Here is a 16,384-nt window from a genome sequence, read left to right as displayed (position 1 = left end):
ACTGATGTTGTGTTTTATATAATTAAACAACGGCTTAATGCTCACCCATCATGTCTAAAAACGTAACTTAGAATTAACGTTTGTCAGCGAAATGTTCACCTAAACGAGTTACTGAACCGGCTTCTAATTCTTCAATAAATTTAACTTTATCTTTAGCGAATAAACAAACAACGGTTGAACCTAACTTAAAGCGCCCCATTTCTTCGCCTTTATCCAATACTATCGCGTCATCACCTTCTGCTGGATATTGTGAATGTGTCACAGTTTTCCCACGAGGTGGGGTAATTTCGCCAGCCCAAACTGTTTCGATACTACGTACTATGGTTGCACCAACTAAAATCATTGCCATTGGCCCTAATTCAGTGTCGAACACACAAACAACACGTTCGTTACGCGCAAATAGATTTGGAACATTAGCCGCGGTTAACGGGTTCACAGAAAAAGCATCACCAGGAACATAAATCATATCCGTTAACGTGCCTTTAACTGGCATATGTAATCTGTGGTAATCACTCGGTGCTAAGTAAATTGTGGCAAAGTCACCATCTTCAAATTTGTCAGCAATGGCTTGATCGCCGCCAACTAATTCTAACATTGAGTAATAATGGTTTTTAGCTTGTAATAAGGTACCGTCTTTTATAGGTCCAAGTTGACTAACAGCGCCGTCGACCGGGTGTGCTAACTTATCTTCATCTTCAATAATCGTTCTGGCATTTTCATCTAACTCACGAGTAAAAAACTCATTAAACGTTTTAAAGTGCTTAGGGTCTGAATGTTTGGCTTCTTCCATATTAATGTCATAGGCTTTGATAAAACTTTTAATTAATGCCGTAGTAACAAAACCAAGTTTGGCTTTCGCTAAAAATCCAACTAATTTAGATACACCATGTTTTGGTAATGCGTATTGGAACGCTATTTTTAAGTTATCAAAATTCACTTATATACCCTTTTAGAAAACGTTTAATTTATATTTATATAGGTTCATTGTACCTGAGCGAACAAGTTCAATGAACAATTGTTTGTAACAGCTAGTGTCAGAAGACTAACTTGGTTCTTTTGATTGATGTCGTAAGGTGATCTCGTCTATGGTTTGCAGAATACGTTTATAGCTGCTGTACCTTTGTTGTGAGATCTTTTTGTCGGCAATGGCTTGCTGTAATGCACAACCTGGATCTTTTTGATGTTTACAATCTCTAAACTTACACAAGGTAAGGAAAGGCCTAAACTCAATAAAACCATATAAAATCTGTTCCGTTTCTAGATGCCACATAGCAAACTCACGTACTCCAGGAGAGTCAATGATGGAACCGCCATTGTCTAATCGATAAAGTCTAGATGCCGTTGTTGTATGTACACCTAAACGGCTATTGTCAGACACTTGTTTGGTTAAGATATTCACCTCAGGCAATATTGAATTTACTAAGGATGATTTCCCTACGCCCGACTGACCAACAAAAACGCTGGTTTTATCTACTAATAATTCACGTACCGATTCAATACCTTGTTCTTCGATGGCTGACATGGTTAACACTTGATAGCCAATACTTCGATATAACTCAACGGTACTTTCTACTGATTCTCTGTTTTGGTCATCAAGTAAGTCCATTTTATTGATCAAAATGACCGGAGTAATATCTAATTGTTCAACCGCCACTAAATATCGGTCTATGATACTTGGGGCTAAATCCGGCAATAAAGCTGAAACGATAAATATTTGATCAATGTTGGCGGCAACGGGTTTAAGGCCGTCGTAAAAGTCGGGACGCACAAATACGCTGTCTCTAGGTTCAACCGCTTCAATAACACCATTAAAATCAGAGTCGGATACTTTATAAGGACGCCATATCACTTTATCCCCACACACTAATGAAGAGACCGCACGACGTATATTACAGCGAATAAGTTCGCCTTCACTGCTTTCTACATCGGCATGTTGACCATAACGGGTAACGACTTGACCAAAACACTGAGGCCCTAACATAGAGTCATCTAAATCATCTTTAGATGGCTTTTTTTGTTTTGCTTTTGCAATCCGCTTATTTTGGTTATCTTTAATACGTCTTGACTGAGAGTTTGATAATTTCTTTTGTTTTGCCACTTTTGGCCTATGATTTATTTATAAAAACTTGTGAAAGTTGTTAAAAAGATTAACAATGGTTTTATATTATACTTAACCATGCGCGATAAAAAGGATTCCGTAAGGTCTTATATGTCATTTAGCGAAAATAATCTAATTTGGGTTGATCTGGAAATGACCGGATTAGAACCTAGTACCGATAAAGTGCTCGAAGTTGCCACTATAGTGACGGATAGCGATCTTAACATTTTGGCGGAAGGGCCTGAAATCGCAATTTATCAACCGGACGACATATTAGATAATATGGATGAATGGTGTGTTACTCAGCATGGTAAGTCTGGTTTAACGGATCGTTGTAAAAACAGCAAAGTTTCAGAACAACAAGCTTGTGAAATGACAATAGAGTTTTTGAAAGATTACGTTCCTGCTGGTACTTCGCCTATGTGTGGTAACAGCATCTGCCAAGATCGCCGTTTTATGCATGAACATATGCTGACCTTAGAAGAGTTTTTCCATTATCGTAATTTAGACGTTAGCACGATAAAAGAATTAGCCAAAAGATGGCGTCCAAATTTAGTGGCAGACTACAAGAAAAAAGGTGTTCATCTGGCATTAGAAGATATCAGAGAAAGCATTGAAGAACTTAAACGTTACCGAGAGTTTTTCTTTAAAGTTTAGTTCCCGCTTAATCTACAATGAAGCCGCTCTTGAGCGGTTTTTTTATGAGCGTTAATTTACTTTCAAGTTGAGTTATATTGAAAGTCGTTGCATTTATATTTAGAGTCCTTGTTATTAATACAAGTTATTAGCCGATTCGAGTTTTTAAGGTAAGCGTTTGTGTTTTCTCTTATTCGTCAAAAGTATTTCGCTTTAGTTTTAAGTTTTATAGTGGTCATAACCTTTTGGGTTTTGTATCAAATATCAACCTATTCCGCCTATGGCTTATTGGGCATTTTAGGGGCGTTGTTTGCCAATGCGACCGGAGCGGGCGGCGGCATTATTTTCATACCTGCATTTCAGCAATTGGGCATTACCGCAGAGCAATCCGTGGCCACAAGTTTTGCTATTCAATGTTTTGGGATGACAACCGGCTCAGTCATGTGGTTAACACACGCAAAAAAATGCCGTATTGAGAATTGGAGTTTATTACCAACACTAAGTTTTATCTGTATTCCTTTTTCAATTTTAGGCATTTGGTCTGTTTATGGTTTGGGACTATCAACCCCGGGTTCATTGTCTTATTTATTTGCCTATTTTTCTATTTTTATTGGCTTAGGCCTGTTGTACACCGGCATTAAAAAAATCCAATCAGATAAAAGTAACCTAATGCCAAAAGAAATCACCGTGATTAGCGTTAAAGATAAAGTCGCGTTGGTTTTATTAAGTTATGTCGGTGGCATTATCACGGCGTGGTTGTCTGTTGGTGTGGGTGAAATTATTGCGTTCTATCTAATTTATCGAGGTTATAGAGTGACGCTAGCGATAGCTGTTGCCGTCGTGTTGTCGGCATTTTCCGTATGGGCGGGAATTGGTTATCACATATATTTGGATAATGTTTATTGGAATGTATTGTTATTTGGTGGTCCCGGTGCCGTCATTGGTGGCATCTTGGCAAAAAAATTAGCCACGAGCATTCCCGTTTTTCAGTTAAAAATGTTTTTTGCCAGTTGGGTATTTATAGCGGGCACCATTGAGCTATTAATCAATTAACATCAGCCAGAATCAATACCCATAAGGTCATAAAGGCGTTGATTAACTGATTCTAGGTAAGTTCAATAATGCCGTATTGTATACCTATGGCTGCGCCGCCATAGACTCAAGTTCTATTTCAATTGCTCTTGTGCTGATGTGCACCTCAAACAAAGATAAAACAAGTGAAATGGTTAATGAGGCTAAGCTGCATCCAAAAAAGATGGATCCCAGTAATGGCATCTCAACAAAGATTAAAAACATAGCCAAAGTACATAATAAAAAACTCATTACACCTGCGGATTGCATCGCTCGGATCAAATGCAGTCTTTTACGTAATGTGGTGATCTGACGTTTTACCACAAGTTCTAGGCCAGAATTATCTCGTTGGTTTAACTCCCGAATAAGTTGGGCTAACACTAAAAATCGATTGGTATACGCAAGTAATAATAACGAAATTGCAGGGAATAATAGAGCCGGCGTTGTTAAAGTCATATGATTTTCAGCGGTTAAGAATTTGATTTTAAAATCATACAGCTATCGAATATCTAGGTCTATTGTTATAATGCAGATTATTCAAGTCTGAAAACTTGGTCCACCCTTTATACGAGAATACATTTTGGCTAATTCATCTAACGAAAAATCAGTACATTTAAAAACCAATAATTTCCAGCGTGTTCGCGAGTTGTCGAGAAAACAACAAGGCGTTTTATCTTTAGCTTTATTAGAAAGAATGAAGCCTAACTATCAACTGTTCGCCCAAGTTACTGAATTTCCACAAGACTATAATTTAGATAATATTGTAAATAGTTTATGGGAGAAGTTGTTAGTTAAAGGTGCGAAAGTAAACTTTTCTATTTTAGAAGAAAAGATTGAGTCATTAACGCCAGACGAGCTAGATTTTGATATGTATGGTGTTTATCCTGCGATTTATTTCTGTACCGGTCTATTAACTTACATAAACGGTGAATTAAGTGAAGACGAATATGACTCCGTTGCCATAGCCAAAATATCGCAAGGGTGCATCGTACACTTAATAGAATACCAAGCGGGTGAAACTGAGTTAGATAATGAAAGTATTCGTGAACATGAGTTAATGGCGGCGGAAATGTCGGTATTAACAGAATTATTAGACTGGTTATCGACAACCAGATTAAAAGATTTAGATTTAAAAGCTATCCGTACCAAAGCCTTAGATATTGTATTTGCAGATGGTGTGACAAATATAGGCATTGAACTGGAAGGTTAGTGTCGACTTTACAAAGGGTTCAAATATTGAGTATGAACCCTTTTTTATTGCTGGTTATTTAATACCCATTATATTCGATGTTACTACGTGCTTTTAAATAGCTATAAACCAGTTGATTAAGGATCTGCCCCACATCATGTGATTGATATTCTGAATGTTCATGAATCGCAGGTGCCCCTTCACATAAATGTACGTAACGAACCGAGTCTAATGTTGCCATAGAGTAAACATAATGTATGGCTTGCTCTAAACTAAACCCACTGACGCTGTATGCACTCGCTGCCGCTTGTTTTATACAATCTAGGTCAAGCTCTATACCAATAGGTCCAGGAGCAGTGGAGATATAATCACGAGCCAAATTTAACGACTCTGCAAAGGGTTGTTGTCTATCCATAAACATTGATTGAAATGTGTAATATGGGAAATGTGCGTCAATCAATCCTTCAATCGTCTCTTGATTGTTTTTTTGTTCGTGTAAACCTAAAACACAGTAGTGGCTTAATAACTCAGCATGGTGCGCATACCTAAATGGATTGCCAGAGTGACGGCCTTCCATTGCTCTAAAGTCAGCGTGAGGGTCTAAATTGACACAAGCAACTTTATTTTCCGTTGCTTTGTTCAGTGCTGTAATAATAGGGTAGGCATTGTTATGCCCACCTCCAATAATGATAACCTCTAAACCAGAAGCAAATATTGGGGTTAATACTTTGTTAACTCTTGCATCTACTTTTGCACAAAGCTGACGCAAAGTATCGAGCTGATGATTGGTTGAAAACGCTTGATAACTTTGCTTTTGCAAACTTTCAACATCAACATTGCCAATTAAAAAACAGGCATTCCAATCAAAAAAGCAGTTGGCTTGTTGGTTTAAGAACACAGGCAAAAAATTGGCCCAGCCTTTATCTGCTCCACCATTGCCGCAATTAGCTCTTGGTCCTATGTCCTCTGGAATACCAATTATGGCAAACCTTGCGCCATTGTTTTTAGCGATAATAAGGTTTTCAGACAAGGTTAAATCAGCGGTGGCAACTTGTATCATGTCAACAACATGATGTTCATTGGCACGTCTGTTTTTATAAGACTGAATTAACTTGGGATCAATATAACTAAGGTGTTCGGACATAAGGATCTGGCTGTTATTCTATATCAAGAGGCTCTGCTGAAAGGATAGTTCCGGTACTATCAGCATAAATATGGTCATCGGGTAAAAAGGTAACACCTGCAAAGTTTATCGCGATGTCATCTTCGCCAGATCCGGTATCGGTGGCCGCAACAGGTATAGAGTTTAACGCCAATATGCCAATGTTGATCTCTTCAAGGGCATCCACTTCACGTACACTGCCGTTACAAATGATCCCTTCCCATTTATTCTCAGCGGCAAGTTCGACTAACTCAGCATCTAATAATCCAGAGCGAATTGAACCGCCACCGTCAATCACTAATACCTTGCCTAAACCGGATTGATTTAACACAGTAGCAATTAAGCCATTATCTTCAAAACATTTTACAGTTTGTACTTGACCACCAAACGATGTAATACCGCCATAATGTTCAAAAATAGGTGCAAGAACATCTATTTGCTCAGCAAACATATCGCATAATTCAGAAGTGTTATATTGCATAGTGGTTTCCAGTTTTATTGTATTGAGGCTGATTTAGTATATAGGTTTTACACAAAATTACAGAGGTAAATCTAATAACTCAACTAAATCAAACTCTATTAAATCAACTAGTTTGTCTATGTTGTACTTTTTGCCTAACGCTTTCCAATCATCAGAGCGTTGCATCGCATTAATACTTTCATTAATCGTCGGTAATAATGTGTTGAACTCAGGTGTTAATACGATAGAAAATAAATAGGCATCGTTTGCTTTTGTTGCCATATGCAGTTTGTTGTTATCGCCATGAGACGCGTTGTAATAATTAACGGTAGAGCGGTTGATGATACCAAAATCTGCTTTATTGTTTTTTATCAGGGAAAGCATCTCGTCGAAGGTGTTTACGTCAATTCGCTTGAGTTGTTTATTATGGATAAGGGTATTTAAACCATTATAAAAATAACCATTCTGTCCCACCATTGTTAACCCTTTAAAATCATCGGCTTGAGTTAATTTAGTTGCGACCAAAGGATTGGTGGTGAAAAATACATCGGCGTCCCAAACCAAACTGACACTATTGATCAGGTCTGGACGAATTTTTCTAAACCACAAAGGGTTAGTTAATAAAATGGCTTTAGGTTGGTTATTTCTTAATTGTTCATTAAGGACTGAGCGTTTGATTGACTCAAGTTCAAAAGATATGGTGTCAGGACTATACTTATTTAATAAAGCCACGATGTCATAACCTAATCCACCACCTTCTGAATTAATAAATGGCGGACTATTATGGTATTCACTTATTTTAATGAGTTGTGCCTGACTTGTAGGACTGAACGTTGTAAAAGTCAGTAATATAGCTAAACATATTATTCTAAATGAGTTCATTATATTTCTACTTAGTGGACTTATGTTAATTGTAGAACTTATTTCAAATAAAAAAAGAGCAGGTAACGTAATTACCTGCTCTTGTTTATATTAATTAGATATTAACGAGTGTTTAGTGACGGAAGTGACGCATTCCAGTAAACACCATCGCAATACCGTGTTCGTCAGCTGCGGCAATAACTTCGTCATCGCGCATAGAACCACCCGGTTGAATGATTGCTTTGATACCAGCGGCTGCGGCAGCATCAATGCCATCACGGAATGGGAAGAAGGCATCTGATGCCATAACCGACCCTTCAACCACTAAGTTTTCATCAGCGGCTTTAATACCTGCGATTTTAGCAGAGTAAACTCGGCTCATTTGGCCTGCGCCTACACCGATAGTCATGCTGTCATTGGCATAAACAATCGCATTTGATTTTACAAACTTAGCGACTTTCCAGCAGAACATTAAGTCTTTTAACTGGGCTTCAGTCGGTTGTACTTTAGAAACGACTTTTAAGTCAGCTTCAGTAACCATACCTTGGTCACGGTCTTGAACTAACAAACCACCATTCACACGTTTGATTTCTGGTTGAGTTGTTTTTGCTTCCCATTGACCAGTTTCTAATAAACGTACGTTTTTCTTAGCCGCAACAATTTGAGCTGCTTCAGCAGAAACTTTAGGTGCAATAATAACCTCAACAAATTGACGAGAAACAATGGCTTCAGCCGTGTCAGCGTCTAATTCGCGGTTAAAGGCGATAATGCCACCAAAGGCCGATGTAGGGTCTGTTTTAAAGGCTCTGTCATAAGCTTCTAAAATAGTATCGTTTACCGCAACACCACAAGGGTTAGCGTGTTTAACAATAACACAAGCTGGGCGGTCAAATTCTTTAACACACTCAAGCGCCGCATCTGTATCTGCGATATTGTTGTAAGAAAGAGCCTTACCTTGCAACTGAGTTGCCGTTGCAATAGACGCTTCTTCAACATCGTTTTCAACGTAAAATGCAGCTTGCTGGTGGCTGTTTTCACCGTAACGCATTTCCAGCTTTTTGCTAAATTGCATGTTATAAGTACGTGGGAATTTAGACTCTTCGACTTCATCAGCATTGTCTGAATAATCAGGAACCATTTTACCAAAGTAGTTTGCAATCATGCCGTCGTATTGAGCAGTATGTTCATATGCTGCAATTGCTAAATCAAAACGCGTTTCAAATTTAGTCGCACCATCGTTTTCTTCTAATTCATTTATTATTCGGCCGTAATCTTTAGCGTTCACCACAATAACAACGTCTTTGTGATTTTTAGCTGCCGCACGAACCATAGTAGGTCCACCGATATCAATATTTTCAACCGCATCTTCCATGGTGCAATCTGGGTTAGCTACTGTGTTAGCAAATGGATATAAATTAACAACAACCATGTCGATTGCGTCAATATCATTTGCAGCCATAACGTCGTCATCAGTACCGCGACGGGCTAAAATGCCACCATGGATTTTAGGGTGAAGTGTTTTAACACGACCATCCATCATCTCTGGAAACCCAGTATGATCTGAAACTTCAATTGCGTTTACGCCATTTTCAGTAAGTAGTTTGAAAGTGCCACCAGTTGATAAGATTTCAACGCCATGAGACGTTAATGTGCGTGCAAATTCTACTATACCAGTTTTGTCTGACACGCTTATCAGTGCGCGGCGAACAGGTCGTAATGTATCCATTGAGTGTATTTACCTTAATTGTTAAAAAGTGATAATTAATAAATAAATAAAATTGGTATAAAAACAAAAAAGCACCCAAAGGTGCTTTTCTGCGGTCATCCCGCTAGGGGATTAGTTCATTCCGTAACGCTTTAATTTTTTACGTAAAGTACCACGGTTAATTCCTAACATATTCGCTGCACGGGTTTGGTTGCCGCGAGTGTATGTCATGATTTCTTCTAAAAGAGGTTTTTCTAATTCAGACAATACTAGGTCATATACGTCTGTAGAATCTTGACCGTTTAACGTTTGTAAGTAGTTACGAACTGCTTTTTTAACTTCGTTGCGTAAAGGCTGAGGTTTGTCAGCTGTTTGGATGTGCGCATTAGTAATGAACGGAGTTGGAACGTTTTGATCAAACATGTTTATTTCTTCTCTATCAAATAAAGTTAAGACTCAAGTTGGCGACGAAACATCGCTGCCAAGTGTATTTTTTATATATTTTCGAAAAATGCGTTTAATTCTTCAAATTGCTGTTGGCAATCTTCAATTGCATTAAACCTTTTTCTAAATGACCTGTCCGTGTCTTGATCTGCTAAGTACCAACCAACATGCTTACGTGCAATACGGGGACCTAACACATCGCCATATAATTGGTGCAAGTTATCAACGTGCTCCATCAATATGCTACGAACCTCTTCCTTCTCTGGTGGCGCCAGAATGTGACCGGTTCGTAAATAGTGGTCAATCTCTCGGAATATCCAAGGTCGACCTTGCGCTGCACGACCAATCATAAGACCATCGGCATTAGTAAACGCTAATACCTGTCTTGCTTGTTCTGGTGAAGTAATATCACCATTAGCAATCACAGGGATTTGTACATTTTCCTTTATTTCTTTAATCGTGTTGTATTCCGCTTGGCCTTTGTACATACAAGCTTTGGTACGCCCATGTATAGCCAAACATTGAATGCCATTGCGCTCTGCAATTCTGGCTATTTCAACACCATTACGATTCTCGGTATCCCATCCGGTTCTCGTTTTTAAGGTAACAGGAACCTTTACCGCTTTTACCACAGCCTTAACGATGTCTTCCACCAGTTTAGGATGTTGCATTAGCGCAGAACCCGCTAACTTCTTATTTACCTTCTTTGCTGGGCAGCCCATATTAATATCTATGATCTGCGCCCCATTTTTTTCATTAAACGCAGCCGCTTCAGCCATTAAATCTGGATCAGCACCTGCGATTTGAACCGAGCGAATTCCAGTTTCACCCATGTGATTCATTCTGTTCATGGACTTGTCGGTTTTCCACACTTGTGGGTTAGACGACAACATTTCAGAGACGGCTAATCCAGCACCTAAACGACGACATAATTGTCGAAAAGGTCGATCCGTAACTCCCGCCATAGGCGCAACAATTAAATTATTGTCGAGGGTATAAGGACCAATTTGCATTAACTATTCACCATTGCTTGTTATTTCTAAATCACATTAAATGCTCGTTAAGATAATTTAGAGCCACCAAGCCATAATTTTGAACTATTGATGATTTCAATTTTAATTGAAAGCGCTCAATAATCTCTCTGTCCAAAAAAAGGGCGGCAAGTTTACTGTTTTTTTTACAAAAATCAAAGGTTGTTTTTTAAACAATATTTGTTTTTTTTATGTGCTTTAGTATTGACATTTTAAATTCAGTATAAAATTCGTTATTTATTAAGGAATAACCTATAAATATGGCTTTGCGAACGATTTTGGCTTGAAATTAGTATTGAAATGGGGTTGGCTTTTACTAAAAATAAATTAATAAAAAACCTCAATTAAAAAAATAATTGAGGTTTTTTGTATGTATTTTAGGAATTAAATGGATTTGATTCTATTTTTAACACCATTTACGTTTATTTTATAACGCCATCTAACCGAACCCATTCATCTTGTTGGGTTGCAGGATTCATGTTTGCTAAGTCTTTATAAGCATTTAAAACATCATCACCTTGTTCAGCTAAAATACCGGATAAGGCTAACTCGGTTCCCGTATGACCATAACCACAAATAACCTGTTTAAGTTCTTTTAATGGCCCAGCTAATATATTGGCTAAGATCACGTCGGTTTCAAAGTCAGGCGCATCTTCAGGTAAATACCATTCAATTTTATCCGCGACTTCATTACGTTCTGCGTTTTCTTGGCTGGCAATTATGGCTTTAGGATCAATGTCGATACCAATAGCGCGTTTGGCTCCAAGCTTTAATGCTGCAATTGCTAAAATACCACTGCCGCAACCAAAATCTAAAACGGTCTTACCGGACAGATCCATTTGTTCCAACCATTCCATACAAAGTGCTGTGGTTGCATGAGTGCCAGTGCCAAACGCCAAGCCCGGATCTAAAATTACATTACAGGCATCAGGTTCAGGAATTTCACGCCAGCTTGGGCAAACCCACAAACGTTCACCAAACTTAATTGGGTGGAAGTTATCCATCCACTCACGTTCCCAGTCTTTATCTTCCACTTGTTCAATCTTGCAGTTAAATTGACCTTGGAACATGTCTTGGTCTTTGAGGATATCAACAATATGTTGCATCTCCGTGGCAGCATCAAACAAACCCACCACAGTTGAGGTTTGCCAATACTTTATATCACCAGGAAATAATTCAAATATCGCTTCATCTTTATCATTGGCGGTAAAGGTAACGGACTGACTACCAATTTCGACTAATAAGTCACTAATGTCTTCAACATATTCCGAATTAACCGCGAAACGAATTTGAACCCAAGCCACACAACACTCCCATAAGACTGTTTAAATCTTAATAAATTTCAATAATGGCAAATTCTAACTCATCCAATAACAATCTTCTAACAATAAGCAGATAAAGCGCTGTTTATAATGTTGAGTATTCGCTAAACTTTCAGTAATTACACTTTTCATTATTATCAATTACAGGCAGCACTCATGCTCAGTTATCGTCACGGCTTTCATGCCGGCAATCACGCCGATGTTCTTAAACATTTAATTTATCAATACGTGTTGTCGTATATGTCTCAAAAAGACAAACCTTTTAGTATTGTCGATACACATGCCGGTGCGGGGGCTTATAAATTAGCGGATGAGTTTGCAGCAAAAAATAAAGAATATGAAACGGGCATAAATAAGTTGTGGCATGCTGAAACTGACGGTATGCCAGAGTCTGTTAAAAACTACGTAGATGCGGTAAGACGTTTTAATATTGAAAGTGAATGTACCGAACTTGATGTATACCCTGGTTCACCTTGGTTTGCTTTGGATCAGATCCCCCTTGAAGGTAAAACCTTTTTTCATGAATTACACCCAGCTGATTTTGAATTATTAAGACAGTTTGTAAGAACCAACCGTTATCGTAAAGCAATTAAAGGCGATGGTTTCAGTGAAAGCATTGGATTGTTCCCACCACCGAGCAAACGTGGCGTGGTAATTGTTGATCCTCCCTACGAAATGAAAGACGATTATCAGCGTGTGGTGGAATATATTGAAACTATGTATAAACGTTTTTCAGGCGGCGTCTACATGATCTGGTATCCAGTCGTAGACCGTTACCGAATTAATAAAATGGAACAGCAGTTAATTAAAAGTGGCATTAAAAATATTCAATTGTTTGAGCTTAACGTAAGTGATGACACCGAGGAGCGTGGCATGACAGGTTCAGGTATGATTTTGATCAATCCCCCTTGGACATTAAAAGCTGAGATGGAAACCGTATTGCCTTACTTGGTATCCACCTTAACTAATAATGAAGGTGATTTTAGAATAGAGCAGTTAGTAGACGAATAACTCACGGAGTTAGGGGAATAATTGCTTTATTTAATCTCTCCATAAAGTTGGGGTGCTGCTGTAAAAATAACTTGGATATATAAACGCCAAACGGCTTAGACACTTCTAAGTGGGTTTTAATGTCGTTTGGCTTCCATTTTGAACTTTTAAGCGCTTGTTTGAACACCTCTTCGGCTAAAAATATCGTATCAACGCGGTTATGCATCAACTGACGTAACATGGCATTAACGTCTGTGGTTGGGTAAATTAATTTATATTCATGTTTACTCAACCATGTATGTGTATTGGCATTTTTATAGGTTGATATACGTATGTGCAATTTGGCATGTTCAGAAGCAAAATCAATTTTATAATGTTTTCGTGTTATCCATATCCAATTATTACTGGTGATAGGTTGACTAAAAACCGCAATTTCATCCCTTTCATCATTACGACTTGCTAATGCTAAACCATCAATTTTGTTTTCACGCAAGAATCTGACAGCAATACCATAACTGTCGATCGGCTCAAAAGTGACATCAAGGTTTAACTGTTTACCAACGTCCTTTAACCTTTCTATGCCAACACCTAGCGCGACACCATCTTTTGTATAAGTAAAAGGTTGAAATTCTGGATACCCCAAAGTAATCGATGCAGCCTTCGCGGCAACTTTGTTGATGATCAGAAGTATAAATAAAGCGACGATAATGCGCATAAAGACTTAATAAAATGAATCACTTATAAAAAATATAATCGGGATTGGTAATTAAGCAAGGTGAAGTGGAAAGTGAAACAAGATAAATCACAGCTTATACACGATTAATTAGTTTGCTTGATGTAAGTAAATGTCTAGACTGGATACATAAACAAATAGGGAATAATAATGAAAACAAAAATTTTGATCAAAAAGCTTAAGTCAACGGGCTTTCGTTCGTTTGTATCTTTAGCTGTATTCACATCAGTATTAACGGCAACGATTCCAGCGTATGCCTCAAGTATTGCCAAGGCGGTTCAAAGTGATGTTCGTGCAGAACAAAGCGCTCGGGATCAGTATCGTCATCCACAACAAACGTTGGAGTTTTTTGGATTAAAACCCAACATGACTGTTGTTGAAATCTGGCCCGGTGGTGGCTGGTACACGTCAATCATAAATCCAATTGTTCAAGAACATGGTAAATACTTTGCTGCAAACTTCCATCCTTACGAAGGTGCTCCGGCGTATTACCAACGTAGTTTAGATGGCTTTAAACAAAAAGTAGCGACCAACCCAGTCTATAAAGGAATTGAAGTTACTGAATTCCATCAAACTAAAGCGTTAAACATAGCCCCAGAAAGTAGTGTGGATATGGTGTTAACCTTTAGGAATGTGCATAACTGGTATTTAGGCGATGGCGATATCGGTGTAGAGAATGCGTTTAAAGCATTTTATAAAGCATTAAAAAAAGGCGGTGTACTTGGGGTTGTAGAACATCGTATGCCAGAAAGTTTAGATCAAGTTGAAAATAAAAACTCAGGTTACATGAAACAATCCTATGTTGTTGCCGCAGCTAAAAAAGCAGGCTTTAAATTAGTCGCAACAAGTGAAATTAATGCCAATCCTAAAGACACGGCTCAGCACCCTCGAGGTGTTTGGACATTACCGCCAAGTTTACGCTTGGGCGAAGAAGATAAAGCTAAATACTTAGCTATTGGTGAAAGTGATCGCATGACGTTGAAATTTGTAAAATAGAACCTATTAGTTAATCTCCAAATTGAAAGCCCTAATCAATGATTAGGGCTTTTTTTTATAAGTAAATCTACTTTCTCTATAATAGCAGCATTGGCCTTACCAATTTATATTTCTGACAAATATTCCAATGGTAATTATCGCTTGGTTAACCATGGTTGATTTTTAAGGCCATTATTGTAAGGCCAGATTGTATAAGCTTGACGATAGAATTAAGTAATAAATAGTATATATTTAATACTGGTTAATCATATATTTAAATTTAAATGTTGGTTAATTATCTGATTTATATGAATTAAATTGTTTTTTTAAATTTATTTTCTTTCGTTAATTTATATGTGATTTAGGAGTTGTTATGGGTACTTTTAAAATTCAAAAAAATAAATTCTTGATGTTAGTTTACACTTTTGGTTAAATGGATAGGTGGCCTTACCAATATTAATTAACTTAGTGAGTAATGTTAAATGTTAGAAACTTGGCGATGGTTTGATGAGAATGACCCTATTACATTAAAAAAAGTAGCTCAAGCGGGCGCTAAAGGGGTCGTAAGTTCGCTTAATGAAATTGCAACCGGAGATGTTTGGCCGCTTGAAAACTTACTAGCAAGAAAAAATAAAATTGAGAATGCTGGATTAGAATGGACCGTGATTGAAAGTATACCAGTGCATAATGACATAAAAACACGCACCGGCAATTTCGAACAATTCATAGAAAATTATAAAACGTCTTTAATTAATGCGGGTAAAGCCGGAATTAAAGTAGTTTGTTATAACTTCATGCCTGTGGTCGACTGGACCAGAACTAACCTAGATTATTTATTAGAAAATACAGGTTCAGCGTTACGTTTTGATATGGTTGATTTTGTTGCCTACGATATGTTTATCTTAGAGCGAGATAATGCTCATCTAAGCTACGACGCTAAAGTTATTGCCCAAGCTAAAATCTATTTTGAAAATATGTCGTCTGAGCAAATTGATATATTAGAACGTAATATAATTGCAGGTTTACCCGGTGGTGAAGGTTCTTATACCCGAGACTCTATCAAAGCTGCAATTGCTGAGTTTATTGAACTTGGCGAAGACGGTATGCGCGCTAACCTATTTGAATTTTTAAAAGAAGTGATCCCTGCCGCTGAGTCCGCAGGTGTGAATATGTGTGTGCATCCAGATGATCCTCCGTTTTCACTATTTGGTTTGCCAAGAGTCGTTTCCACTCAAGATGATGTACGTAAAATATTAGCCGCGATAGAAAGTCCTGCAAATGGCTTAACTATGTGTGCCGGTTCATTTGGCGCAAGAGGGGATAATGATCTTGTGGCTATGGTGAAAGAATTCGGTCCAAAAATTTACTTTGTGCATCTAAGAAATGTAGTACGCGAAGAAGATGGGTCATTTTATGAAGCAGAGCACCTAGATGGCGATAATGACATGGTGGGGTTGGTCGATGCATTGTTAAGTGAAGAAGACCGTCGTAAGTCTGAAAATGCAAATTATATTCCTATTCCAATGCGCCCAGATCATGGCCATTTATTGGAAGATGAATCCAAAGAAGAAGGGGTTAAACCTGGATACTCTTATTTGGGGAGGTTGAAAGGATTAGCGGAGTTACGGGGTGTTATTCATGCGATTACCCACTTCAAACAGTTAAGATAAATAGTCGAATAAAACAGACAGATGAATCAATTAGATA

17 protein-coding genes are annotated in these 16,384 nt (G+C 38.0%); 6 read left to right on the top strand and 11 right to left on the bottom strand.

Features of this window, described 5'->3' with window-relative positions:
* Positions 1 to 73: 73 nt before the first annotated feature.
* Both asd and rsgA read right to left on the bottom strand, forming a co-directional pair.
* Positions 74 to 937, bottom strand: a complete 864-nt coding sequence (gene asd, locus KO505_RS15790; RefSeq protein WP_216056415.1) for an archaetidylserine decarboxylase — start codon at positions 935 to 937, stop codon at positions 74 to 76.
* 105 nt (positions 938 to 1,042) lie between these two features.
* The gene (rsgA, locus tag KO505_RS15785; protein ID WP_216056414.1) at positions 1,043 to 2,098 is read right to left on the bottom strand and encodes a small ribosomal subunit biogenesis GTPase RsgA; all 1,056 of its coding nucleotides are present in this window, start codon (positions 2,096 to 2,098) and stop codon (positions 1,043 to 1,045) included.
* Between the two features lie 111 nt (positions 2,099 to 2,209).
* On the opposite strand from rsgA, the gene orn reads away from it, so the two are divergent.
* Positions 2,210 to 2,755, top strand: a complete 546-nt coding sequence (gene orn / locus KO505_RS15780; protein ID WP_216056413.1) for an oligoribonuclease — start codon at positions 2,210 to 2,212, stop codon at positions 2,753 to 2,755.
* A gap of 159 nt (positions 2,756 to 2,914) precedes the next feature.
* Positions 2,915 to 3,787 (top strand): sulfite exporter TauE/SafE family protein, encoded by an 873-nt coding sequence (locus KO505_RS15775; RefSeq protein ID WP_216056412.1) that lies wholly within the window; start codon positions 2,915 to 2,917, stop codon positions 3,785 to 3,787.
* An 84-nt stretch (positions 3,788 to 3,871) separates the two neighbouring features.
* Here KO505_RS15775 and KO505_RS15770 read toward each other — a convergent pair whose 3' ends face one another.
* Complete coding sequence (locus KO505_RS15770; protein ID WP_216056411.1) at positions 3,872 to 4,261, bottom strand: DUF2721 domain-containing protein; 390 nt, start codon at positions 4,259 to 4,261, stop codon at positions 3,872 to 3,874.
* Between the two features lie 124 nt (positions 4,262 to 4,385).
* Here KO505_RS15770 and KO505_RS15765 point away from each other — a divergent pair, with 124 nt between their 5' ends.
* Positions 4,386 to 5,015, top strand: a complete 630-nt coding sequence (locus KO505_RS15765) for a YjaG family protein (protein ID WP_216056410.1) — start codon at positions 4,386 to 4,388, stop codon at positions 5,013 to 5,015.
* 58 nt (positions 5,016 to 5,073) lie between these two features.
* Here KO505_RS15765 and KO505_RS15760 read toward each other — a convergent pair whose 3' ends face one another.
* The 7 genes from KO505_RS15760 to prmA form a co-directional block, all read right to left on the bottom strand.
* A complete protein-coding gene (locus KO505_RS15760; RefSeq protein WP_216056409.1) occupies positions 5,074 to 6,138 on the bottom strand; it encodes a formimidoylglutamase in 1,065 nt (354 codons plus the stop codon).
* A 13-nt stretch (positions 6,139 to 6,151) separates the two neighbouring features.
* Positions 6,152 to 6,637 carry a ribonuclease E activity regulator RraA gene (rraA, locus tag KO505_RS15755; protein WP_216056408.1) on the bottom strand — a complete coding sequence of 162 codons (486 nt, stop codon included), beginning with the start codon at positions 6,635 to 6,637 and terminating at the stop codon, positions 6,152 to 6,154.
* Between the two features lie 57 nt (positions 6,638 to 6,694).
* Positions 6,695 to 7,498: a transporter substrate-binding domain-containing protein gene (locus KO505_RS15750; RefSeq protein ID WP_216056407.1), complete on the bottom strand. Its 804-nt coding sequence runs from the start codon at positions 7,496 to 7,498 to the stop codon at positions 6,695 to 6,697.
* A 112-nt stretch (positions 7,499 to 7,610) separates the two neighbouring features.
* Complete coding sequence (purH, locus tag KO505_RS15745) at positions 7,611 to 9,203, bottom strand: bifunctional phosphoribosylaminoimidazolecarboxamide formyltransferase/IMP cyclohydrolase (protein ID WP_216056406.1); 1,593 nt, start codon at positions 9,201 to 9,203, stop codon at positions 7,611 to 7,613.
* 111 nt (positions 9,204 to 9,314) lie between these two features.
* Positions 9,315 to 9,605 carry a DNA-binding transcriptional regulator Fis gene (gene fis / locus KO505_RS15740; RefSeq protein WP_105051584.1) on the bottom strand — a complete coding sequence of 97 codons (291 nt, stop codon included), beginning with the start codon at positions 9,603 to 9,605 and terminating at the stop codon, positions 9,315 to 9,317.
* A gap of 71 nt (positions 9,606 to 9,676) precedes the next feature.
* Positions 9,677 to 10,639, bottom strand: coding sequence for a tRNA dihydrouridine synthase DusB (dusB, locus tag KO505_RS15735; protein ID WP_216056405.1), 963 nt, complete (start codon positions 10,637 to 10,639; stop codon positions 9,677 to 9,679).
* A 440-nt stretch (positions 10,640 to 11,079) separates the two neighbouring features.
* Entirely contained in the window at positions 11,080 to 11,961 is an 882-nt protein-coding gene (gene prmA, locus KO505_RS15730; protein WP_216056404.1) for a 50S ribosomal protein L11 methyltransferase, read from the bottom strand.
* 174 nt (positions 11,962 to 12,135) lie between these two features.
* Between prmA and KO505_RS15725 the strand changes: the two genes are divergently transcribed.
* Positions 12,136 to 12,990 (top strand): 23S rRNA (adenine(2030)-N(6))-methyltransferase RlmJ, encoded by an 855-nt coding sequence (locus tag KO505_RS15725; protein ID WP_216056403.1) that lies wholly within the window; start codon positions 12,136 to 12,138, stop codon positions 12,988 to 12,990.
* A 1-nt stretch (position 12,991) separates the two neighbouring features.
* Here KO505_RS15725 and KO505_RS15720 read toward each other — a convergent pair whose 3' ends face one another.
* Positions 12,992 to 13,684, bottom strand: a complete 693-nt coding sequence (locus KO505_RS15720) for an ABC transporter substrate-binding protein (protein ID WP_216056402.1) — start codon at positions 13,682 to 13,684, stop codon at positions 12,992 to 12,994.
* 168 nt (positions 13,685 to 13,852) lie between these two features.
* On the opposite strand from KO505_RS15720, the gene KO505_RS15715 reads away from it, so the two are divergent.
* Both KO505_RS15715 and uxuA read left to right on the top strand, forming a co-directional pair.
* Positions 13,853 to 14,698: a class I SAM-dependent methyltransferase gene (locus tag KO505_RS15715; RefSeq protein ID WP_216056401.1), complete on the top strand. Its 846-nt coding sequence runs from the start codon at positions 13,853 to 13,855 to the stop codon at positions 14,696 to 14,698.
* A 461-nt stretch (positions 14,699 to 15,159) separates the two neighbouring features.
* Positions 15,160 to 16,347 carry a mannonate dehydratase gene (gene uxuA / locus KO505_RS15710; protein WP_216056400.1) on the top strand — a complete coding sequence of 396 codons (1,188 nt, stop codon included), beginning with the start codon at positions 15,160 to 15,162 and terminating at the stop codon, positions 16,345 to 16,347.
* Positions 16,348 to 16,384: the final 37 nt, after the last annotated feature.

The organism is Psychrosphaera sp. F3M07 (assembly GCF_018860345.1).
Taxonomy (GTDB): Bacteria; Pseudomonadota; Gammaproteobacteria; order Enterobacterales; family Alteromonadaceae; genus Psychrosphaera; species Psychrosphaera aquimarina.
The sequence above is the reverse complement of the archived record's forward strand: the minus strand, read 5'-3'. Positions and strand labels throughout refer to the sequence as shown.